The 16,049-nt window shown below is 56.9% G+C and carries 16 protein-coding genes and 1 pseudogene; 10 read left to right on the top strand and 7 right to left on the bottom strand.

The window, feature by feature from the left end; translation table 11 throughout:
* Positions 1-2 precede the first annotated feature (2 nt).
* The 3 genes from HUE57_RS02505 to HUE57_RS02495 form a co-directional block, all read right to left on the bottom strand.
* The gene (locus tag HUE57_RS02505; RefSeq protein WP_078482878.1) at positions 3-1,580 is read right to left on the bottom strand and encodes a methyl-accepting chemotaxis protein; all 1,578 of its coding nucleotides are present in this window, start codon (positions 1,578-1,580) and stop codon (positions 3-5) included.
* Positions 1,581-1,784: 204 nt separating this feature from the next.
* Positions 1,785-3,371 (bottom strand): methyl-accepting chemotaxis protein, encoded by a 1,587-nt coding sequence (locus tag HUE57_RS02500; RefSeq protein ID WP_078482879.1) that lies wholly within the window; start codon positions 3,369-3,371, stop codon positions 1,785-1,787.
* A 195-nt stretch (positions 3,372-3,566) separates the two neighbouring features.
* Positions 3,567-5,132 (bottom strand): methyl-accepting chemotaxis protein, encoded by a 1,566-nt coding sequence (locus HUE57_RS02495; protein ID WP_078482880.1) that lies wholly within the window; start codon positions 5,130-5,132, stop codon positions 3,567-3,569.
* A 379-nt stretch (positions 5,133-5,511) separates the two neighbouring features.
* Here HUE57_RS02495 and gorA point away from each other — a divergent pair, with 379 nt between their 5' ends.
* From gorA to HUE57_RS02480, 4 genes are all read left to right on the top strand, one after another.
* A complete protein-coding gene (gene gorA / locus HUE57_RS02490) occupies positions 5,512-6,864 on the top strand; it encodes a glutathione-disulfide reductase (protein ID WP_078482881.1) in 1,353 nt (450 codons plus the stop codon).
* On the top strand, positions 6,864-7,397 hold the full coding sequence (locus HUE57_RS02485; RefSeq protein WP_078482882.1) for a gamma carbonic anhydrase family protein: 534 nt from the start codon (positions 6,864-6,866) through the stop codon (positions 7,395-7,397). Before gorA ends, HUE57_RS02485 begins: the two co-directional genes overlap by 1 nt.
* A 78-nt stretch (positions 7,398-7,475) precedes the next feature.
* Entirely contained in the window at positions 7,476-7,601 is a 126-nt protein-coding gene (locus HUE57_RS19525; RefSeq protein ID WP_272902008.1) for a hypothetical protein, read from the top strand.
* A gap of 142 nt (positions 7,602-7,743) precedes the next feature.
* Positions 7,744-8,139, top strand: coding sequence for an RNA recognition motif domain-containing protein (locus tag HUE57_RS02480; protein ID WP_174672668.1), 396 nt, complete (start codon positions 7,744-7,746; stop codon positions 8,137-8,139).
* Between the two features lie 79 nt (positions 8,140-8,218).
* Here HUE57_RS02480 and HUE57_RS02475 read toward each other — a convergent pair whose 3' ends face one another.
* The 3 genes from HUE57_RS02475 to hemB all read right to left on the bottom strand — a co-directional run bounded on the left by HUE57_RS02475 (position 8,219) and on the right by hemB (position 10,717).
* Entirely contained in the window at positions 8,219-8,800 is a 582-nt protein-coding gene (locus HUE57_RS02475) for a PhnA domain-containing protein (protein WP_174672667.1), read from the bottom strand.
* Positions 8,801-8,821: 21 nt separating this feature from the next.
* Positions 8,822-9,652 (bottom strand): shikimate dehydrogenase, encoded by an 831-nt coding sequence (aroE, locus tag HUE57_RS02470; RefSeq protein WP_078482885.1) that lies wholly within the window; start codon positions 9,650-9,652, stop codon positions 8,822-8,824.
* A gap of 69 nt (positions 9,653-9,721) precedes the next feature.
* Positions 9,722-10,717, bottom strand: a complete 996-nt coding sequence (gene hemB / locus HUE57_RS02465; protein WP_078482886.1) for a porphobilinogen synthase — start codon at positions 10,715-10,717, stop codon at positions 9,722-9,724.
* A gap of 148 nt (positions 10,718-10,865) precedes the next feature.
* Here hemB and HUE57_RS02460 point away from each other — a divergent pair, with 148 nt between their 5' ends.
* The 6 genes and pseudogenes from HUE57_RS02460 (at position 10,866) to HUE57_RS20130 (ending at position 15,123) form a co-directional block, all read left to right on the top strand.
* The gene (locus tag HUE57_RS02460) at positions 10,866-11,264 is read left to right on the top strand and encodes a hypothetical protein (protein WP_078482887.1); all 399 of its coding nucleotides are present in this window, start codon (positions 10,866-10,868) and stop codon (positions 11,262-11,264) included.
* A 45-nt stretch (positions 11,265-11,309) separates the two neighbouring features.
* A complete protein-coding gene (locus tag HUE57_RS02455; RefSeq protein ID WP_078482888.1) occupies positions 11,310-12,440 on the top strand; it encodes an NAD(P)/FAD-dependent oxidoreductase in 1,131 nt (376 codons plus the stop codon).
* Between the two features lie 66 nt (positions 12,441-12,506).
* Positions 12,507-13,469: an arsenosugar biosynthesis radical SAM (seleno)protein ArsS gene (gene arsS, locus HUE57_RS02450; protein ID WP_078482889.1), complete on the top strand. Its 963-nt coding sequence runs from the start codon at positions 12,507-12,509 to the stop codon at positions 13,467-13,469.
* A gap of 74 nt (positions 13,470-13,543) precedes the next feature.
* Positions 13,544-13,858 carry a hypothetical protein gene (locus HUE57_RS02445; RefSeq protein WP_174672666.1) on the top strand — a complete coding sequence of 105 codons (315 nt, stop codon included), beginning with the start codon at positions 13,544-13,546 and terminating at the stop codon, positions 13,856-13,858.
* Complete coding sequence (locus HUE57_RS02440) at positions 13,852-14,013, top strand: hypothetical protein (RefSeq protein ID WP_174672665.1); 162 nt, start codon at positions 13,852-13,854, stop codon at positions 14,011-14,013. The genes HUE57_RS02445 and HUE57_RS02440 overlap by 7 nt, the downstream gene beginning before the upstream one ends.
* A 76-nt stretch (positions 14,014-14,089) precedes the next feature.
* Positions 14,090-15,123: pseudogene (locus HUE57_RS20130) on the top strand (SO_0444 family Cu/Zn efflux transporter).
* On the opposite strand, the gene hemF reads toward HUE57_RS20130, so the two are convergent.
* Positions 15,112-16,029, bottom strand: a complete 918-nt coding sequence (gene hemF, locus HUE57_RS02425) for an oxygen-dependent coproporphyrinogen oxidase (protein WP_174672662.1) — start codon at positions 16,027-16,029, stop codon at positions 15,112-15,114. The pseudogene HUE57_RS20130 and the gene hemF overlap by 12 nt on opposite strands.
* Positions 16,030-16,049: the final 20 nt, after the last annotated feature.

Here is a 16,049-nt window from a genome sequence, read left to right as displayed (position 1 = left end):
CTCTAGGCGGCGCGACCGCTAAACATCTTCGCCATCAACTCCAGACTGCGTGCCATCTTGCTGAGTGATTCACTCGCATCGGCAGTCTGCTGCATGCCATCAACCGTCAGCTCATTTACCTCGGTGATGGTCGAGACGTTCTCTTCGATATTGGTTACCACGCTGCTCTGTTCATTGGCGGCGTTGGCGATCTGTGCATTCATGTCGCTGATGGTGGAGATGGCGCGGGTTATCGTATCGAGTGCCTCACCCGCCTCAGAGGATTGATCGACGCCCTCTTGAGTGCGTTTGCGGCTGGTATCCATCACCGTCACCGCTTTGGTTGCGCCATCCTGGAGTCGCTCGATCATCGTCTGTATCTCAAGTGTGGCCGATGAGGTGCGTGAGGCGAGGGTGCGAACCTCGTCGGCGACCACCGCAAAACCGCGTCCCTGCTCACCGGCGCGTGCCGCCTCGATGGCGGCGTTGAGGGCGAGCAGGTTGGTCTGCTCGGCGATACCGCGAATGACATCAAGCACGGTACCGATATCCTCGCTCTCGTTCTTGAGGCGGTTGATTACATCGCTTGCTTCACCGACCTCGTTGGCGATGGCATTGATAGAGCTGACGGTGTTGGTGACAACTTCGCTACCGTGGTTGGCCTCATTGGTGGCGGTCTGAGTCTGCTCGGCGGCCTGCTGGGTGTTGCGTGCCACCTCCTGGGCTGAGGCGGAGAGCTGGGTAACGGCGGTGGCGACCTGATCGGTCTGCTCATCCTGGTGACCAACGCCCATCTTGGTCAGGGTGATCGAGGCGGAGAGTTGTTCAGCGGTCTCTTCGATCTGTTTCACCGAGTCATCGATACGGTCGAGTACCGCACTGATCTCAGAGCGCTGCATCTTCATTGCCAGCTGTAACTGGCCCACCTCATCACGACGACCGGTATAGACCCACTGGGCAATTGGATTGTCGATCGTTTTACGCGATTCAGCGATCAGCTTGCGTAGTGGCGTCAGTAGCCAGTAGATACCGCCACCGATGATTGCAACAGCAATAGCGAGTGCCATCAGCACCACAGCGGTTTCGCTCTCATCGAGCGCAGCGAGCAGCAACGGCAGCATGCCGATACCGCAGAGCATGCCGAGTTTGACACCGAGACAGAGCTTGGCGCGTTTAAGTACGTTGGGACTCTTGCCAGCACTGAGCTGTGAATAGAGTTTCTCGGCGCGTGCAACATCCGCTTCATCAGCATGGCGGCGGACCGATTGGTATTCGACCGTCTTACTATCTTCAAAGATTGGCGTGGCAAAGGCGTCGACCCAGTAGTAGTCACCATTTTTGCAACGATTCTTGACGATACCTTTCCAGGAGTCACCGTTTTTCAATGTCGTCCAGAGATCATCGAAGGCGGCGGGTGGCATATCGGGGTGGCGCACCACATTGTGTGGCTCGTTGAGTAGCTCACTTTTCTCAAACCCACTGATCTGCACAAAACCGTCATTACAATAGGTAATCTGGCCCTTTAGATTGGTGGTGGAGAGTATGTAACTCTCATCAGATACTGGGACTTCCTGCTCTGTGACAGGCTGGTTATTACGCATCGACTTCCTCGCTAATTATTTTTATCTATTCGGTCGCTTAACCATCTTCATCGGTAGCTAAACGACATACTTGAGGATTTATAGGGTTACTGACGATGATGCGCCGGTTGTCGATAGGAGGCAACCATTTGAGATTTGCGGTTTTTATTGAGAATGATTCTAAAGGTAGGCGATGGTCCCACCCCAGATGGGGCGGGTTATCTGTTATGACTGGAGTTGGTTTCTGAAGTGAGTCGAGAGCAGGCTCATCTCTTCGGCGATATCGGAGTTCTCACCGCAGGCGGAGATCGTCTCGCTCATATAGACGGAGATCTGATCGTTGATCTCGATAATCGCGTGGATACTACGATTGATCTCCTCGGAGACGGTGCTCTGCTCGCTGGCAGCACTGGCGATCTGACTGTTCATATCGGAGATGGTGATCACCGAGTCGCTGATCTCGTTAAGTGCCTGCCCCGCACGCCCCGCCTGTTCAACGCCCTCCTGGCCCTTCTCACGACCCTTCTCCATGGCGGTGACGGCGCTGCGTGCCCCGCTCTGTAATCGCTCGATCATGCTCTGGATCTCTTGAGTCGACTCCTGAGTACGTGAGGCGAGGGTGCGCACCTCATCGGCCACCACGGCAAAGCCACGACCCTGTTCACCGGCGCGGGCGGCCTCAATGGCGGCGTTGAGTGCTAGAAGGTTGGTCTGTTCGGCAATGCCTTGGATGACATCCAGTACCCCGCCAATACCATCACTATCCTTGGCGAGCTGGTCGATTACCTCGGCAGAGCGTTCGACCTCGGCGGCGAGTTCACGGATTGAGGTGATGTTCTGTTCGACGACCTGACGCCCCTCGCTAGCGCTGCTGTTGGCGTGCTGCGCGGCTTCGGCGGCTTGAGTGGCGCTCTCGGCGACCTCCTGTGCCGAGGCAGAGAGCTCACTGATCGCGGTGGCTATCTGGGTGGTCTGTTGCTCCTGGTTCTGGATCTCGCCGTGAGTGGTACTGGAGGTGTCGGAGAGTTGCCCAGACATCGTCTTCATCTGCTCTACCGCGTTGGACATACGGCCTAGGATGGCGGCCTTCTCCGACTGCAATACCTTCATGGCCAACGTCAGTTCACCGCTCTCGCTCATATCGCCGGTGTAGACGTGCTGCATGATCTTGTTGTCGATGACTCCACGTGCCTGACGAGAGACCTGACGTAGCTTGCGGGTGGCAAGTAATGTTCCGCTGACGCCGATAACGAGTGAGATAAGCAGCGCGCCCAGCATGCCAGTGGTGGCGGGTTGATCGGCTATCAGGGTGTAGAGCACAGGGGGAAGCAGTGAGAGTAAGGTGATGAGGAAGAGGCGGTAGTGGATTGGAAGATTACGTCGTTTCAGCGCGGTGGGAACCTTGCCTGCGTTGAGGTTCTGGTAGAGTTTTTCAGCGCGCTCAACCAGTGAGCGTGATGGCTTGCTGCGCACCGATTGATACTCGGTTACCTCGCCGTTGCGGGTGATCGGGGTGGCAAAGGCGTCAACCCAGTAGTGATCGCCATTTTTGCAGCGGTTTTTTACGATGCCCATCCACGATTGTCGCTTCGACAGGGTATCCCAGAGATCCTGGAAGGCGGGGGATGGCATATCGGGATGGCGTACTAGATTGTGGGCTTTTCCCAGCAGCTCCTCTTCGGTGTAGCCGCTGATGTTGATGAAATCGTCGTTGCAGTAGGTGATCTGGCCCTTCAGATCGGTAGTAGAGAGGATGTTGGCCTCACTGGGGAAGAGGATCTCTTGACCGGTGACGGGATGATTTTTGCGCATTATCTACCTCCTGTAGATTCCTTATGCGTACCACGTGTATTCGAGTTGTTGTGATTAACTATCGGTAAGCGATGGCCGTAACTTTAGTATGGTTTTGGAATGGGTACAAATATTGTGGTTTATACGATGTGCTGTCCGCACACGACTGTGTAACCGGTGCGAGCAGGTAGGGGCGGTATTTCGCACCGGAGAGGGTTAGTTGAACTGTTTGGAGAGCAGCTGCAGGTTTTTCGCCATCTGTTCGATCTGATCACTGGTCTGGGCGGTACTCTCCATGCTGTCGACTGTGAGTTCGTTGACCTCACTGATGGTGTTGACGTGCTCATTGATCTCCTCGACCACGGTGCTCTGCTCATTGGCGGCGTTGGCGATCTGGGCGTTCATGTCGTTGATGTTGCTGACCGCCTGGGTAATGGTATCGAGTGAGGCACCCGCCTCGGCCGCACGCTCTACTCCGCGCTGTGCCTTCTCGCGCCCGCTATTCATCACCGTTACGGCTTCACCGGTCCCAGTCTGCAGCCGTTCGATCATTTCCTGGATCTCGAGTGTGGCTGAGGAGGTGCGTGAGGCGAGATTGCGCACCTCGTCGGCAACCACCGCAAAACCACGCCCCTGCTCACCGGCACGAGCCGCCTCAATGGCGGCATTGAGTGCCAGCAGGTTGGTCTGCTCAGCGATGCCACGAATCACATCGAGCACGGTACCGATCTCCTCGCTGTCGGACTGCAGCTTCTGGATCACCTCGGAGGAGCGTTCCACCTCCTTGGCCAGCTCACTGATAGTGTCGATCGTCTCAGAGACCACGCGACGGCCGTTGTCAGCATCCTGACTGGCAACTTGGGTCCCCTCGGCAGCATTCTGTGCGTTGCGTGCCACCTCGAGCGCTGAGGCGGCCAGCTCGGTCACGGCGGTGGCGACCAGATTGGTCTCGCTCTCCTGATGGGAGACACCCGCCTTGGTCAGGGTGACGTTGCCGGAGAGGCTCTGTGAGGTGGTCTCGAGCTGTTTGACTGCATCGCTGATACGACCCAGTACCGCTTTGAGTTGTGAACGAACCAGTTTGATCGCCAGACGCACCTCGCCACCTTCTCCGCGCTGGCCGGTATAGACCTGCTGAGCAACGGGATTTGAGACGATGCTGCGTGCCTCCTCGATTGCATGCTGCATCGGACGCATCACCAGCTGAATGCCGACAATGCCAATGGCAGCGGATACGAGCAGCGCCAGTACGGTACCAATGAGCGAGCTCTCCATCAGTGCAGCAATCAGAAGTGGAAGCAGTGCAGCGAGGACGATGAGGATAAGGCTCCCCTTGAGCCCCAGGGCTGAGGGCTTGATGGAGCTGGGGGTCTTGCCGGCGTTGAGTTGAGCGTAGAGTTTATCGGCACGCTCGACATACTCGGCTTCCGGCTTCATGCGTACCGACTGGTACTCGATGGTGCTGCCGCCATCGCGTATTGGGGTGGCAAAGGCATCAACCCAGTAGTGATCACCGTTTTTACAGCGGTTCTTCACCATACCCATCCACGATTCACCACCCTTGATGGTCTTCCATAGGTCATCAAATGCGGCCGGTGGCATATCGGGGTGGCGCACAATATTGTGCGGCTGATCCATCAGTTCTGACTCTTCAAAGCCGCTGATCTCGATGAAGTCTTCGTTGATGTAGCTGATTTGACCCTTGAGGTTGGTCGTCGAGAGGATATTTGCATCGTCTGAAAAATCGACGTTATTACCGGTTACAGGCAGGTTCTTACGCATCTGGATCTCTCCCAGTTCTCCGGAGCTTCCTATCTCCCGGTATTATGATTAGTTGTTTAAGCCTATATATCGGTGGATTGCATCACATCTTGAGTCAGAAATGAGCCTGATTTAGACAAGGTATACCACACTCTCTTACTACGAACTCACAATAACACTACTGGACGAATGGGTATGTGCGGGGCAAAAAAAATGGAAGGCTGGGGGAGCCTTCCAACAAATTAGACATTAAGGGAGGAAAAACATGTCTTGAAACCCACTGTAGTATTCCCTACCTATTCTGTCAAGTATATTGCAAATCGTCTCCTGAAAGATGGCGCACCGGGCGCATGTTGCTAGAATGGCCGCTTCAGATAAACGGTCCAGACAGGGGATTTTCATGGGTAAGCACTACGATCTGATCGCCATTGGTGGCGGCAGCGGCGGTCTTTCGGCAGCAGAGCGGGCAGCGCTATACGGTAAAAAGACGGCTGTGGTCGAACAGGCACGACTCGGTGGTACCTGCGTCAATGTTGGTTGTGTGCCGAAGAAGGTGATGTGGTTCGGTGCTGGCATTGCCCACGCCCTGCATGATGCCAAGGACTACGGTTTTGATGTCGATGTGAAGGGTTTCGACTGGGGCGAGCTGGTCAAGAAACGTGAGGGTTACATCGGCGGTATCAACGACTGGTTCCACACCTACCTGAAGGACTCGAACATCGATGAGATTGTCGGTACGGCGAGCTTTGTAGATGCCCACACCCTTGAGGTTGGGGGAGAGCAGTACACCGCCGATCATATCGTCATCGCACCGGGTGGTACGCCGGTAGTGCCTGACATTCCCGGCGCTGAGCATGGCATTGATTCCAACGGATTTTTTGAGCTCACCGAGCAGCCAAAGCGCGCTGTAATCGTCGGTGCGGGTTACATCGCCGTTGAACTTGCGGGACTGCTTAATGGACTCGGTACTGAGGTTTCTCTGCTGCTGCGTCGTGATCATTTCCTCTCCAGCTTTGACTGCATGCTGCGGGAGACGCTGATGGAGGATATGGTCAACAGTGGCGTGAATATCATGTCGCAGACTCAGATCGAACGCATTGAAAAGCAGGATGATGGCAAGCTCCATATCCACTGCCAGAGTGGCGTTGAGCTGACCGGCGTCGACAGTTTGATCTGGGCGATTGGTCGTGAGCCGTTGAGTGGCCCGCTAAACCTCGATGCGGCTGGGGTCGAACATAACGAGCAGAGTTATATTCCCACCGATGAGTTTCAGAACACCAACGTTGAAAACGTCTACGCGGTCGGTGATGTGACTGGGCGTGCGCAGCTCACCCCCGTCGCGATAGCCGCAGCACGCCGCCTCTCCGACCGTCTCTTCAATAACCAGCCAGAGCGAAAGCTCGACTACGAAAACATCGCTACCGTGGTCTTTAGCCATCCACCGATCGGCACTGTGGGGCTTAGCGAGACGCAGGCGCAGGAGGAGCACGGTACGGCGGCTGTGAAGTGTTACCAGACTCGTTTTACCCCGATGTCACACGCCTTCACAGAGCATAAGGTGAGCACCGCGATGAAGCTGGTCTGCGTCGGTGCGCAGGAGAAGGTTGTAGGGGTGCACATCATCGGCCCCGGTGCCGATGAGATGCTGCAGGGCTTTGCCGTGGCGGTGAAGATGGGCGCGACCAAGGAGGACTTCGATAATACCGTGGCGATTCACCCGACCAGCTCCGAGGAGCTGGTGACACTTCGCTAGTGGCTGTTCGCAGTTACAAGGGCATCACGCCGACCCTCGAGGCGGGTAGCTATGTCGATGAGCAGGCCGCTGTTATCGGTGATGTGGTACTCGGTGAGCAGAGTTCGGTCTGGCCGATGGCGGTGCTGCGTGGTGATGTGAACAAGATTCGTATCGGCAGACGTAGCAATATTCAGGATGGCACGGTCTGCCACGTCACCCACCGCCACCCCGCAAACCCAGAGGGTAATCCACTGATCATCGGTGACGATGTGACTATCGGACACAACGTCACCCTGCACGGATGCACCATTGGTAACGGCTGCCTGATCGGTATGGGATCGACCATTCTCGATGGCGCAGTATTAGAGGAGGGGGTACTGCTCGGTGCCGGTAGTCTGGTCGCTCCCAACAAGCGGCTGGAGGGGGGCTATCTCTGGCTCGGCTCTCCGGTTAAGCGAGTCAGAGTGCTCACAGAAAAAGAGCTGGCCTGGTTCAGTTACTCGGCTGAGCACTATAGAAAGCTGAAAGAGGACTATATTACTGAGGAATAGGGTCTGATGTGGGGCGTGTGGCAATGTTCTTTATTTCCAGTCGAGGCGAAGACCGGGGAGTCGCTATTTTGCGGAAGCTTGTTTTGGGCCTCCAAGCCCAAGCAAGCGGCAAATACTAACGCGACCGTTTATGCCTACGGCGCCCCGACGTCCTGCGTACGTTGCGTAATCACCTCTTCGCGGCTCTACACAACTCCTCAGTGACTCTACGCCGACATAAAGCCGCTGCTGCATCTTCTTCGTCGTTCGCTCGCGCTCTCAACTACGAATAGGCAGACGGCGTCGACTATCGGGGACTAACCGCCTTCGCTTCGCTATCCATGGCGGTCAGCGGACGGTTGTTGAAGTGATCGTTCGTAATCTGCATGAGCGGGTGACGGAGTCGGAGTTGGAGACGCTGTTTAAGGCGTTTCGAAAAAAAGCGGATATCACGTTGGTGGCAAAGGCTGCAAAGGGTGCCTCATGTCGGTACGGATTGGCTCTTTTTCACTCAAAACGACACGCACAAAGTGCGATTAAACAGCTTGATGGGAAACCATTGCATGGACAGCCAGTGATTCTTAGAGAATTTATTGCGCGTAGTTACGGCAATGAGCGTCGTACGTTGGGATGGCGGAACAGAAAGTGGCCTGGAGAGGAGCGGAGACGACATGAGCGCCGTTTCAGCGACACCAAGAAACCGATTGATAGTTTTGATGAGTGGTTAGAAGAGAGTGAAAACAGAGTGCCGACGGGAAGGTAGAGGTTGAAGGTTTCCGACAGCACGCTAGAAAGTTTTAGTGTTTGATCTCAGTAGCAATACATCGGCGTGGCAAAAGATATCAGTTCGACTTCTTAACAAATTTGGTCAAAATCACGATCTGCTGACCGTTTACCCTCCCCTCGATATGTTCTGCATTATCAGCAACCAGTGAGATACCACGTACGGCTGTGCCACGTTTTGCGGTGAAGTTGGCGCCCTTGACGTTGAGATCCTTGATCAGGGTGACGGTATCGCCCGCCTCAAGCTGTGCACCGTTGCTGTCGAGGTGTTTGATACCACTCTCATCACCTACGCCCTCACCGGTCGCCTCGGCCCAGCTCTGCATATCTGGTTCGAGGTAGAGCATATCGAGCAGATCCTGGGGCCACCCCTCACTGCGGAGGCGTGTCAGCATACGCCAGGCGACGACCTGTACAGCGGGCACCTGACTCCACATGCTCTCATTGAGACAACGCCAGTGGTTGGGGTCGGCCTTGTCTGGGTTGTTGAGCTGATCGTTGCAGGTTGTGCAGATCATCAGGCACTGATCAGCAATACCGTCAGAGCTGGGTGGCACCTCATAGATCCCCAGTCCCTCAGTAGCGCAACAGAGTTCGCACTTCGATTCGCTGCGACTCTGCAGTTCGGATTCAACGCTCATGGTCGATGGTCTCTGGTTCGGTTAGCTATTGCTGAGTTCGTGACGCAGCAGTTCGATGATGGGCTGGGTGGCGGGTTTTACGCCGCGCCAGAGCAGGAATGACTCGGCTGCCTGCTCTACCAGCATGCCCAGGCCATCGGCGCAGTGGGTTGCGCCCTGTTCAGTGGCCCACTGGATAAAGGCGGTCGGTTCTGCGCCGTACATCATGTCGTAACACCAGCCCTCTTTGGCAATAGCGCTGGCTGGAATAGGCGGTACATCGCCCTGCAGACTGGCAGAGGTACCGTTGATGATCAGATCGAAGGGGCGTTCGTCGATCTGGTCGAAGCCGCAGCCCGAAATAGTTCCCAATTGGGCAAAGCCCTCGGCCAGTTCTATGGCACGTGAGGCGGTGCGGTTGGCGACCACAATCGCGGCGGGATTGGCAGAGAGCAGAGGAGCGAGTACGCCACGCACCGCGCCACCGGCGCCAAGTACCAGGATACGCGCGCCCTTTAGTTCGATCTGATAGTTATCGCGCAGGTCGGCGAGCAGGCCGACACCGTCGGTATTATCCCCCAGCAGGGTATTGTCATCGCGCAGCAGCAGAGTGTTGACCGCATTGGCGAGCCGGGCACGCTCGCTCAGCTCGGTGGCCAGCTGCCACGCCTCGAGTTTGAAGGGGACAGTGATATTGAGCCCCTTGCCGCCCTCGTTGCGGAACTCGGACACCGCCTGGGGAAAACTCCCTTCATCGACTCTGATCGCGCGGTAATCGAGCGCCTGTTCGGTCTGTTCAGCAAAGAGGGTGTGTATTCGAGGTGATTTGCTGTGTGCGATAGGGTTGCCCATCACGGCGTAGTGATCAGTCATGGTCAGATGATTCCAGAGAGGATGAGGCCGGCGTACCCGAAGGTGTCGAATACGCCGGTGGTTGGAGGTCTAGGACTCCTTGAGCCAGATAGCCGCCTGTTTGGCGTAGTAGGTAAGGATGCCGTCGGCCCCGGCGCGTTTAAAGGCGAGTAAGGATTCCATTACCACCGCCTTCTCCTCGAGCCAGCCGTTATCGCTGGCTGCCTTGAGCATCGCGTACTCACCGCTCACCTGGTAGACGAAGGTGGGTGCACCGAACTCATCTTTGATACGGCGCACAATATCGAGGTAGGGCATACCCGGCTTGATCATCACCATGTCGGCACCCTCGTCGAGATCGAGCGCCACCTCGTGGATCGCCTCATCGCTGTTGGCCGGGTCCATCTGGTAAGTGTACTTGTTGCCGGCACCGAGGTTGGCTGAGGAGCCGACCGCATCGCGAAATGGACCGTAGAAGCTGGAGGCGTACTTGGCTGAGTAGGCGAGGATACGGGTGTGGATGTTGCCAGCACCCTCGAGAGCATCACGGATTGCGCCGATGCGGCCATCCATCATGTCGGAGGGGGCGACGATATCGGCACCGGCAGCGGCGTGGGAGAGCGCCTGCTTGACCAGCACGTCGACCGTCTCGTCATTCATCACATAACCGCTTTCGTCGATCAGTCCATCCTGACCGTGGGTGGTGAAGGGGTCGAGCGCCACATCGGTAATTACGCCCAGATCGGGGAAGTTGGCCTTCAGGTTGCGCACCGCACGCTGTGCCAGCCCCTCGGGGTTGTAGGCCTCGGCGGCGTCGAGTGATTTCTGCTCCACCGGTGTGACCGGGAAGAGCGCCACGGCGGGTACGCCAAGCTCGACCAGCTGCGCCGCCTCAATCAGTAGCTCATCGATACTGACCCGCTCGACACCCGGCATTGAGGGAACCGCCTCACGCTGTCCCTCACCCTCGAGGATGAACATCGGGTAGATCAGATCGTCGCAGCTAAGCTGAGACTCGCGCATCAGGCGGCGTGAGAAGTCGTCGCGGCGCATGCGGCGCATGCGGCTGTTGGGGAATGCACTCATCTGATTCTCTCCTCGGAGATGGGGTTTTCGTTTCGGTAATCCTGTTAGGATAAATGAGTTCGCGCGACACGGCCAAATATTGGCACTGGCGTCTGCCAGGATCACGGTTAAAATCTGACCTTTACGCCACCACTCCAGGGAGTCCGGGATGCTCGAGTATCTCTTTTTCAACAAAAAGCTGTGTGACATCTTTATTGAGTTCCTGACCCGCAAGGCGATCGATTACGAGGTCAGTGACCATGAGGCGGGTTACAGCGTCGGTGTGCCGGAGAATATCGACGATGCGCTGGGAGGTCTGGTCGACGAGCAGTACGAGAATCTGCTGCAGGCCCATGTTGATGAGCTCGACGATGAAAACGGCTTTGAGAAGAATGTCGCCGGAGTCGGCATCGAGCTGGCCGATGGCACCCCCTGCACCATTCGCATCGATCCCGATCTGATGAGTCGCATGCTCAATGAGATCAGTCTCGAGGAGCTGCGCGATATGATTCACGATATCGCCAAGCAGATGGAAAACCCCGACAACCGGCCACTCTGTCACACCTAATAATTTTCGGTTTGAGTAGCGTTCAGTTCACAAGAGAGTATTGAGATGAGTAAACGGATTACAGTCATTGGAACCGGCTTTGCGGCCGTCACGGCGGTGCGTGAGCTGCGTAATCGTGACAGTTCGGCGGAGATCACGGTGATCGGTCGCAAGGCAGAGTTCGTCTTCCTGCCGAGTCTGATCTGGATCCCCTCGGGCATGCGTCAGGGGAGTGATCTAGTGGTCGGCCTCGATAACTTCTTTCGCCGCATGCGTGTTAATTTCCACGCCGGTGAGGCGACTGGCCTCAAGGATGGCGGTCGTACGGTGGTGACCGAGAACGGTGAGGTGGAGAACGATGCGCTACTGATTGCCTCCGGTGGTCGTTTCATCAAGAAACTGCCCGGTATCGAGAATGCCATCACCCCCTGTGAGGGGATCGCGGCAGCGGAGAAGATTCGCGACCGTATCGCGGAGATGCAGGGCGGCACCATCGCCATCGGCTTCAGTGGTAATCCTAAGGAGCCTTCGGCGATGCGCGGTGGGCCGATGTTTGAGTTCCTGTTTGGTATCGATACCCTGCTTCGCCAGCAGGGGCGACGAGATCAGTTCAAGCTGGTCTTCTTCACCCCGGCACCTGAGCCAGGTAAGCGCCTCGGGCCGAAGGCAGTCAAGGGGCTACTCGATGCGATGGCCAAGCGCGGCATCGAGACCCATCTCGGCCACAAGATGAAGCAGTTCACCGAGAGCAAGGTGATCACCGAGGGTGGTGAGTTCGATGCGAACCTGATCCTCTTCATGCCGGGGATGACTGGCAACCAGTGGTTTGATAATACCGAGCTGGCACGCTCCGAAGGTGGCATGCTCAAGGCCGATGCGCTCTGTCGTGTCGAGGGGAGTGAGCGGATCTATGTGGCGGGTGATTCCGGTAGTTTCCCCGGTCCCGAGTGGATGCCGAAGCAGGCACACATGGCTGATCTGCAGGCGAAGGCGGCGGCTGCCAACATCGTCGATGAGCTGGCGGGTCGAACATCGAACACCGGCTTCAAGGTGGAGCTGATGTGTATCGTCGACTCTCTTAATAGCGGCATGCTGGTCACCCGTACGCCCAAGCGCAATCTGATGCTGCCGCCGCTTCGTATCGGCCATTGGGCCAAGCGGATCTTCGAGTGGTGGTATCTACGCGGCCTGCGCTAGCCATTAACGGACGGATGGTGTCGAATCGGCTATTATCCGAGTGAACAGGTCTGAATTGGAACAGTAATGCACGCAACCCTTCCGCTGCTTGAGAAGAGCGACTTCCCGGCGCTGAGCCGCGCCAAACTCGAAACACTGCAGGTCAATCTCGGCTACCGCTGCAACCAGCAGTGTCTGCACTGCCACGTCAACGCCGGGCCGAAACGCACCGAGGAGATGTCGGCGGAGACGATCGAACAGATCATTACCTTCATTAAGGCGAACCGGATCAAACGCCTCGATCTGACGGGCGGTGCCCCCGAACTAAATCAACACTTCCGCCAGCTAGTCACCACGATGCGCAATATGGACGTGCATGTGATCGACCGCTGCAATCTCACCATCCTGCAGGAGCCGGGGCAGGAGGATCTGGCACAGTTCCTCGCCGACCATCAGGTGGAGATCACCGCCTCGCTCCCCTGCTACCTGAAAGAGAATGTTGAGTCGCAGCGGGGGCGTGGTGTCTATGAACGCAGTATTGAAGGGCTGAAGCAGCTCAACGCACTCGGTTACGGTGAGGCGGGAAGTGATCTGGTTCTTAACCTAATGTTCAACCCCATAGGCCCTTCTCTGCCACCGCCGCAGACGGCGCTTGAGGCCGACTATCGAAAGATTCTGGGTGAACAGTACGGTATCCGCTTCAGTCACCTGCACACCCTGACCAACATGCCGATCAAACGATTTGGCAGCACCCTGGTCTCCAAGGGGGGCTTTGATGACTACATGGCGCTGCTGCGTGGTTCCTACTGTGCCGATAATCTCGAAGCGGTGATGTGCCGCACTTTGATCAGTGTTGACTGGCAGGGTTACCTCTACGACTGCGACTTTAACCAGATGCTGGAGATGTCACTGCAGGCCGGTGGCCGTGAGCGGACCCATATCAGTGATCTGCAGGATCAGCAGATCGAGGGGCAACCAATTGCTGTGGCCGACCACTGCTACGGCTGTACCGCCGGTCAGGGGAGTAGCTGCGGTGGGCAGCTCGATTGAGCCGTGGCCGCTGTTGGCAGTGCTGAGTTGTTACTCAAGGGATACCCTCACAGGCGGGATGGTACGCCGAGCCGATGTTGCGCGAGACGGCAGAGGCGCTGCACAAAGATGCACTCCGGGTGCAACGGACAGCACTGATTCACGCTAACTCCTCCTTTATGCCCATGCTCTGTGCACTGGCCGCCAGCTTCTGGATTGAGAGTTACGATGAGAGTGAGTGGCTGCAGCTATCACAGCTTGCCAGCAGTGAGTATGAAAAGGCGCTGATTGAACTGCTACAGGGTCAGCTGTTGATGAGCCGCAAGCTGGCGGGTGCTCATCAACGGCTCAATTCGGCCTTTATGCGGCGAGCAACCATCTCGATGCTGCTGGATATTTCGAGGTGCTGAAGCGTCTTGAACAGCTCGCCTGTCTACCAACATCCCCACAAGCCTCTGAGCCACTTGGCCTTGATGCCCTGCTGACTGAGGCAGCGGTGATTCAGCGTATGGGTGGCTGTACTGCCGAGGTGCCTAAACGGGAATCGATCGATACGATTGGCTAAGCAGGCACCAATGGTACCAATTACAATCTAACAGTTAGATCTGGCAGCTGTTTTAGCCGCGTAATTACAGAGGTCATTGATGACGCTCTTTCTCCAAAATCTGCTCAATATCTGTCTGGAGGCAGCCCCATGGCTGCTGTTTGGCCTGATCACGGCAGCGGTCATTAAGGTGTGGCTGCCCGAGGGTCTGGTGGCGAGATGGCTTGGTGGACGTGGCCCATGGCCTGTGACCAAGGCAGCGCTGATTGGCGCACCGTTACCACTCTGTTCATGTGGAGTGTTGCCGGCGGCACTAGCGGTACGCCGTGGTGGTGCCTCACGTGGTTCAACCCTCTCATTTCTTATTGCTACTCCGGAGACAGGGGTCGACTCGGTAGCACTCTCCTATGCGCTGCTTGGTCCGTTCATGATGGTGGTGAGGCCAATCGCGGCAATAATCACTGCGGTGGTGACCGGTCTGCTGACGCTAATAGTGCCGGCAGCGAAGATCTATCCAGCCCATGTGCCGGAGGCAGCTAAGGATAGCTGTGGTAGTGGCTGTACGACAGATTGTTCTACTGAGGCTAATGGTTCTTCCCCGGTGAGGGGGTGACGTCTTACTGGCGTGCGGTAGTCGATATCTGGGATGACATTGTCTTCTGGCTCGCCATCGGTATGGTGCTGGCGGCGCTGGTCGAGACCCTGGTGCCGCCACTGGCGTTGGCACAGTGGGGCAGTGGTCTGGCGGCGATGGGTATGATGCTGCTGGTCGGTATTCCGATCTACATCTGTGCCACAGCCTCCACACCGGTAGCGGCAGGATTGCTGTTGGCCGGTATCTCACCGGGCACGGTTCTGGTCTTCCTGTTGGCGGGGCCGGCGAACAATATTGCGACCATGATCGTGGTCGCGCGTGAGCTGGGACGCACCACAGCGCTTATCTACCTGACCGGCATTGCGCACTGCAGTGTGGCGCTGGGGTTGGGGCTCGATGCATTGGTTGCGTGGCAGAAGGTTGATGTGGTGGCACAGCTGGCCGACGAGGGTGAGCTGATTCCCCACTGGTTGGCAATGAGTAGTTTGCTGTTGCTGATGCTGGGCATCAAACCGATCAGACGGCTACTGCTGTGATAGCCAGTCACGTGGCCTGAGGTAGTTCTCGTAGAGATCCGCCTCGGGGCTGTCGGGCTCTGGCTGCCAGTTGTAGCGCCACTTCACCAGTGGCGGTAGTGACATCAGGATCGACTCGGTGCGACCACCGCTCTGCAGACCGAACAGGGTGCCGCGGTCGAAGACCAGATTGAACTCTACATAGCGGCCACGACGGTAGAGCTGGAAGTCACGTTCGCGTTCACCGAAAGGGGTCGCCTGGCGTCGCTGGACGATCGGTAGGTAGGCGTCGGTATAGCTGTTGCCGACGCTCTGCATAAAGGCGAAAGCAGTATCGAAACCAGGGCTGTTGAGGTCATCGAAAAAGAGTCCGCCGACACCACGGGTCTCGCTGCGGTGTTTGAGGAAGAAGTAGTCGTCGCACCACTTCTTATATTTTGGGTAGAGCTCTGGGCCGAAGGGATCGCAGGCCGCTTTGGCACATTGGTGCCACTCAACTACATCCTCATGGAAGGGGTAGTAGGGTGTCAGATCATAACCACCGCCGAACCACCAGACCGGCGCCTCGCCCTCCTTCTCCGCGATGAAGAAGCGTACGTTAGCGTGCGAGGTGGGCACATAGGGGTTGTGGGGGTGGATGACCAGTGAAACTCCCATCGCCTGAAAGCTACGCCCGGCCAACTCGGGGCGGTGGGCTGTGGCTGAGGCGGGCATGGAGCTACCGAAAACGTGAGAGAAGTTGACCCCAGCCTGCTCGAATACTGTGCCGTCGCTCAACAGGCGGGTGCGTCCGCCGCCGCCCTGTTCTCGCTGCCACTCATCAAGTTCAAAACGTGCCTTACCATCCGCAGTCTCAAGTGCTGCACAGATATGACTCTGCAGCTTGAGCAGATAGCTTTTTACCGCTTCGATATCGGGACTGTTCAAGATGAGGGGGAGCGGGGAGT

It is taken from the genome of Candidatus Reidiella endopervernicosa (assembly GCF_013343005.1).
Classification (GTDB): Bacteria; Pseudomonadota; Gammaproteobacteria.
The sequence above is the reverse complement of the archived record's forward strand: the minus strand, read 5'-3'. Positions and strand labels throughout refer to the sequence as shown.

Excerpts from the sequence above, each read along its gene's own strand:
- arsS (WP_078482889.1), top strand. The coding sequence starts at position 12,507 with ATGCACGCAACCCTTCCGCTGCTTGAGAAGAGCGACTTCCCGGCGCTG.
- HUE57_RS02500 (WP_078482879.1), bottom strand. The coding sequence starts at position 3,371 with ATGCGCAAAAATCATCCCGTCACCGGTCAAGAGATCCTCTTCCCCAGT.
- hemB (WP_078482886.1), bottom strand. The coding sequence starts at position 10,717 with ATGAGTGCATTCCCCAACAGCCGCATGCGCCGCATGCGCCGCGACGAC.
- HUE57_RS02445 (WP_174672666.1), top strand. The coding sequence starts at position 13,544 with ATGTTGCGCGAGACGGCAGAGGCGCTGCACAAAGATGCACTCCGGGTG.
- HUE57_RS02495 (WP_078482880.1), bottom strand. The coding sequence starts at position 5,132 with ATGCGTAAGAACCTGCCTGTAACCGGTAATAACGTCGATTTTTCAGAC.
- HUE57_RS02460 (WP_078482887.1), top strand. The coding sequence starts at position 10,866 with ATGCTCGAGTATCTCTTTTTCAACAAAAAGCTGTGTGACATCTTTATT.
- gorA (WP_078482881.1), top strand. The coding sequence starts at position 5,512 with ATGGGTAAGCACTACGATCTGATCGCCATTGGTGGCGGCAGCGGCGGT.
- HUE57_RS02505 (WP_078482878.1), bottom strand. The coding sequence starts at position 1,580 with ATGCGTAATAACCAGCCTGTCACAGAGCAGGAAGTCCCAGTATCTGAT.
- HUE57_RS02455 (WP_078482888.1), top strand. The coding sequence starts at position 11,310 with ATGAGTAAACGGATTACAGTCATTGGAACCGGCTTTGCGGCCGTCACG.
- HUE57_RS02475 (WP_174672667.1), bottom strand. The coding sequence starts at position 8,800 with ATGAGCGTTGAATCCGAACTGCAGAGTCGCAGCGAATCGAAGTGCGAA.
- aroE (WP_078482885.1), bottom strand. The coding sequence starts at position 9,652 with ATGACTGATCACTACGCCGTGATGGGCAACCCTATCGCACACAGCAAA.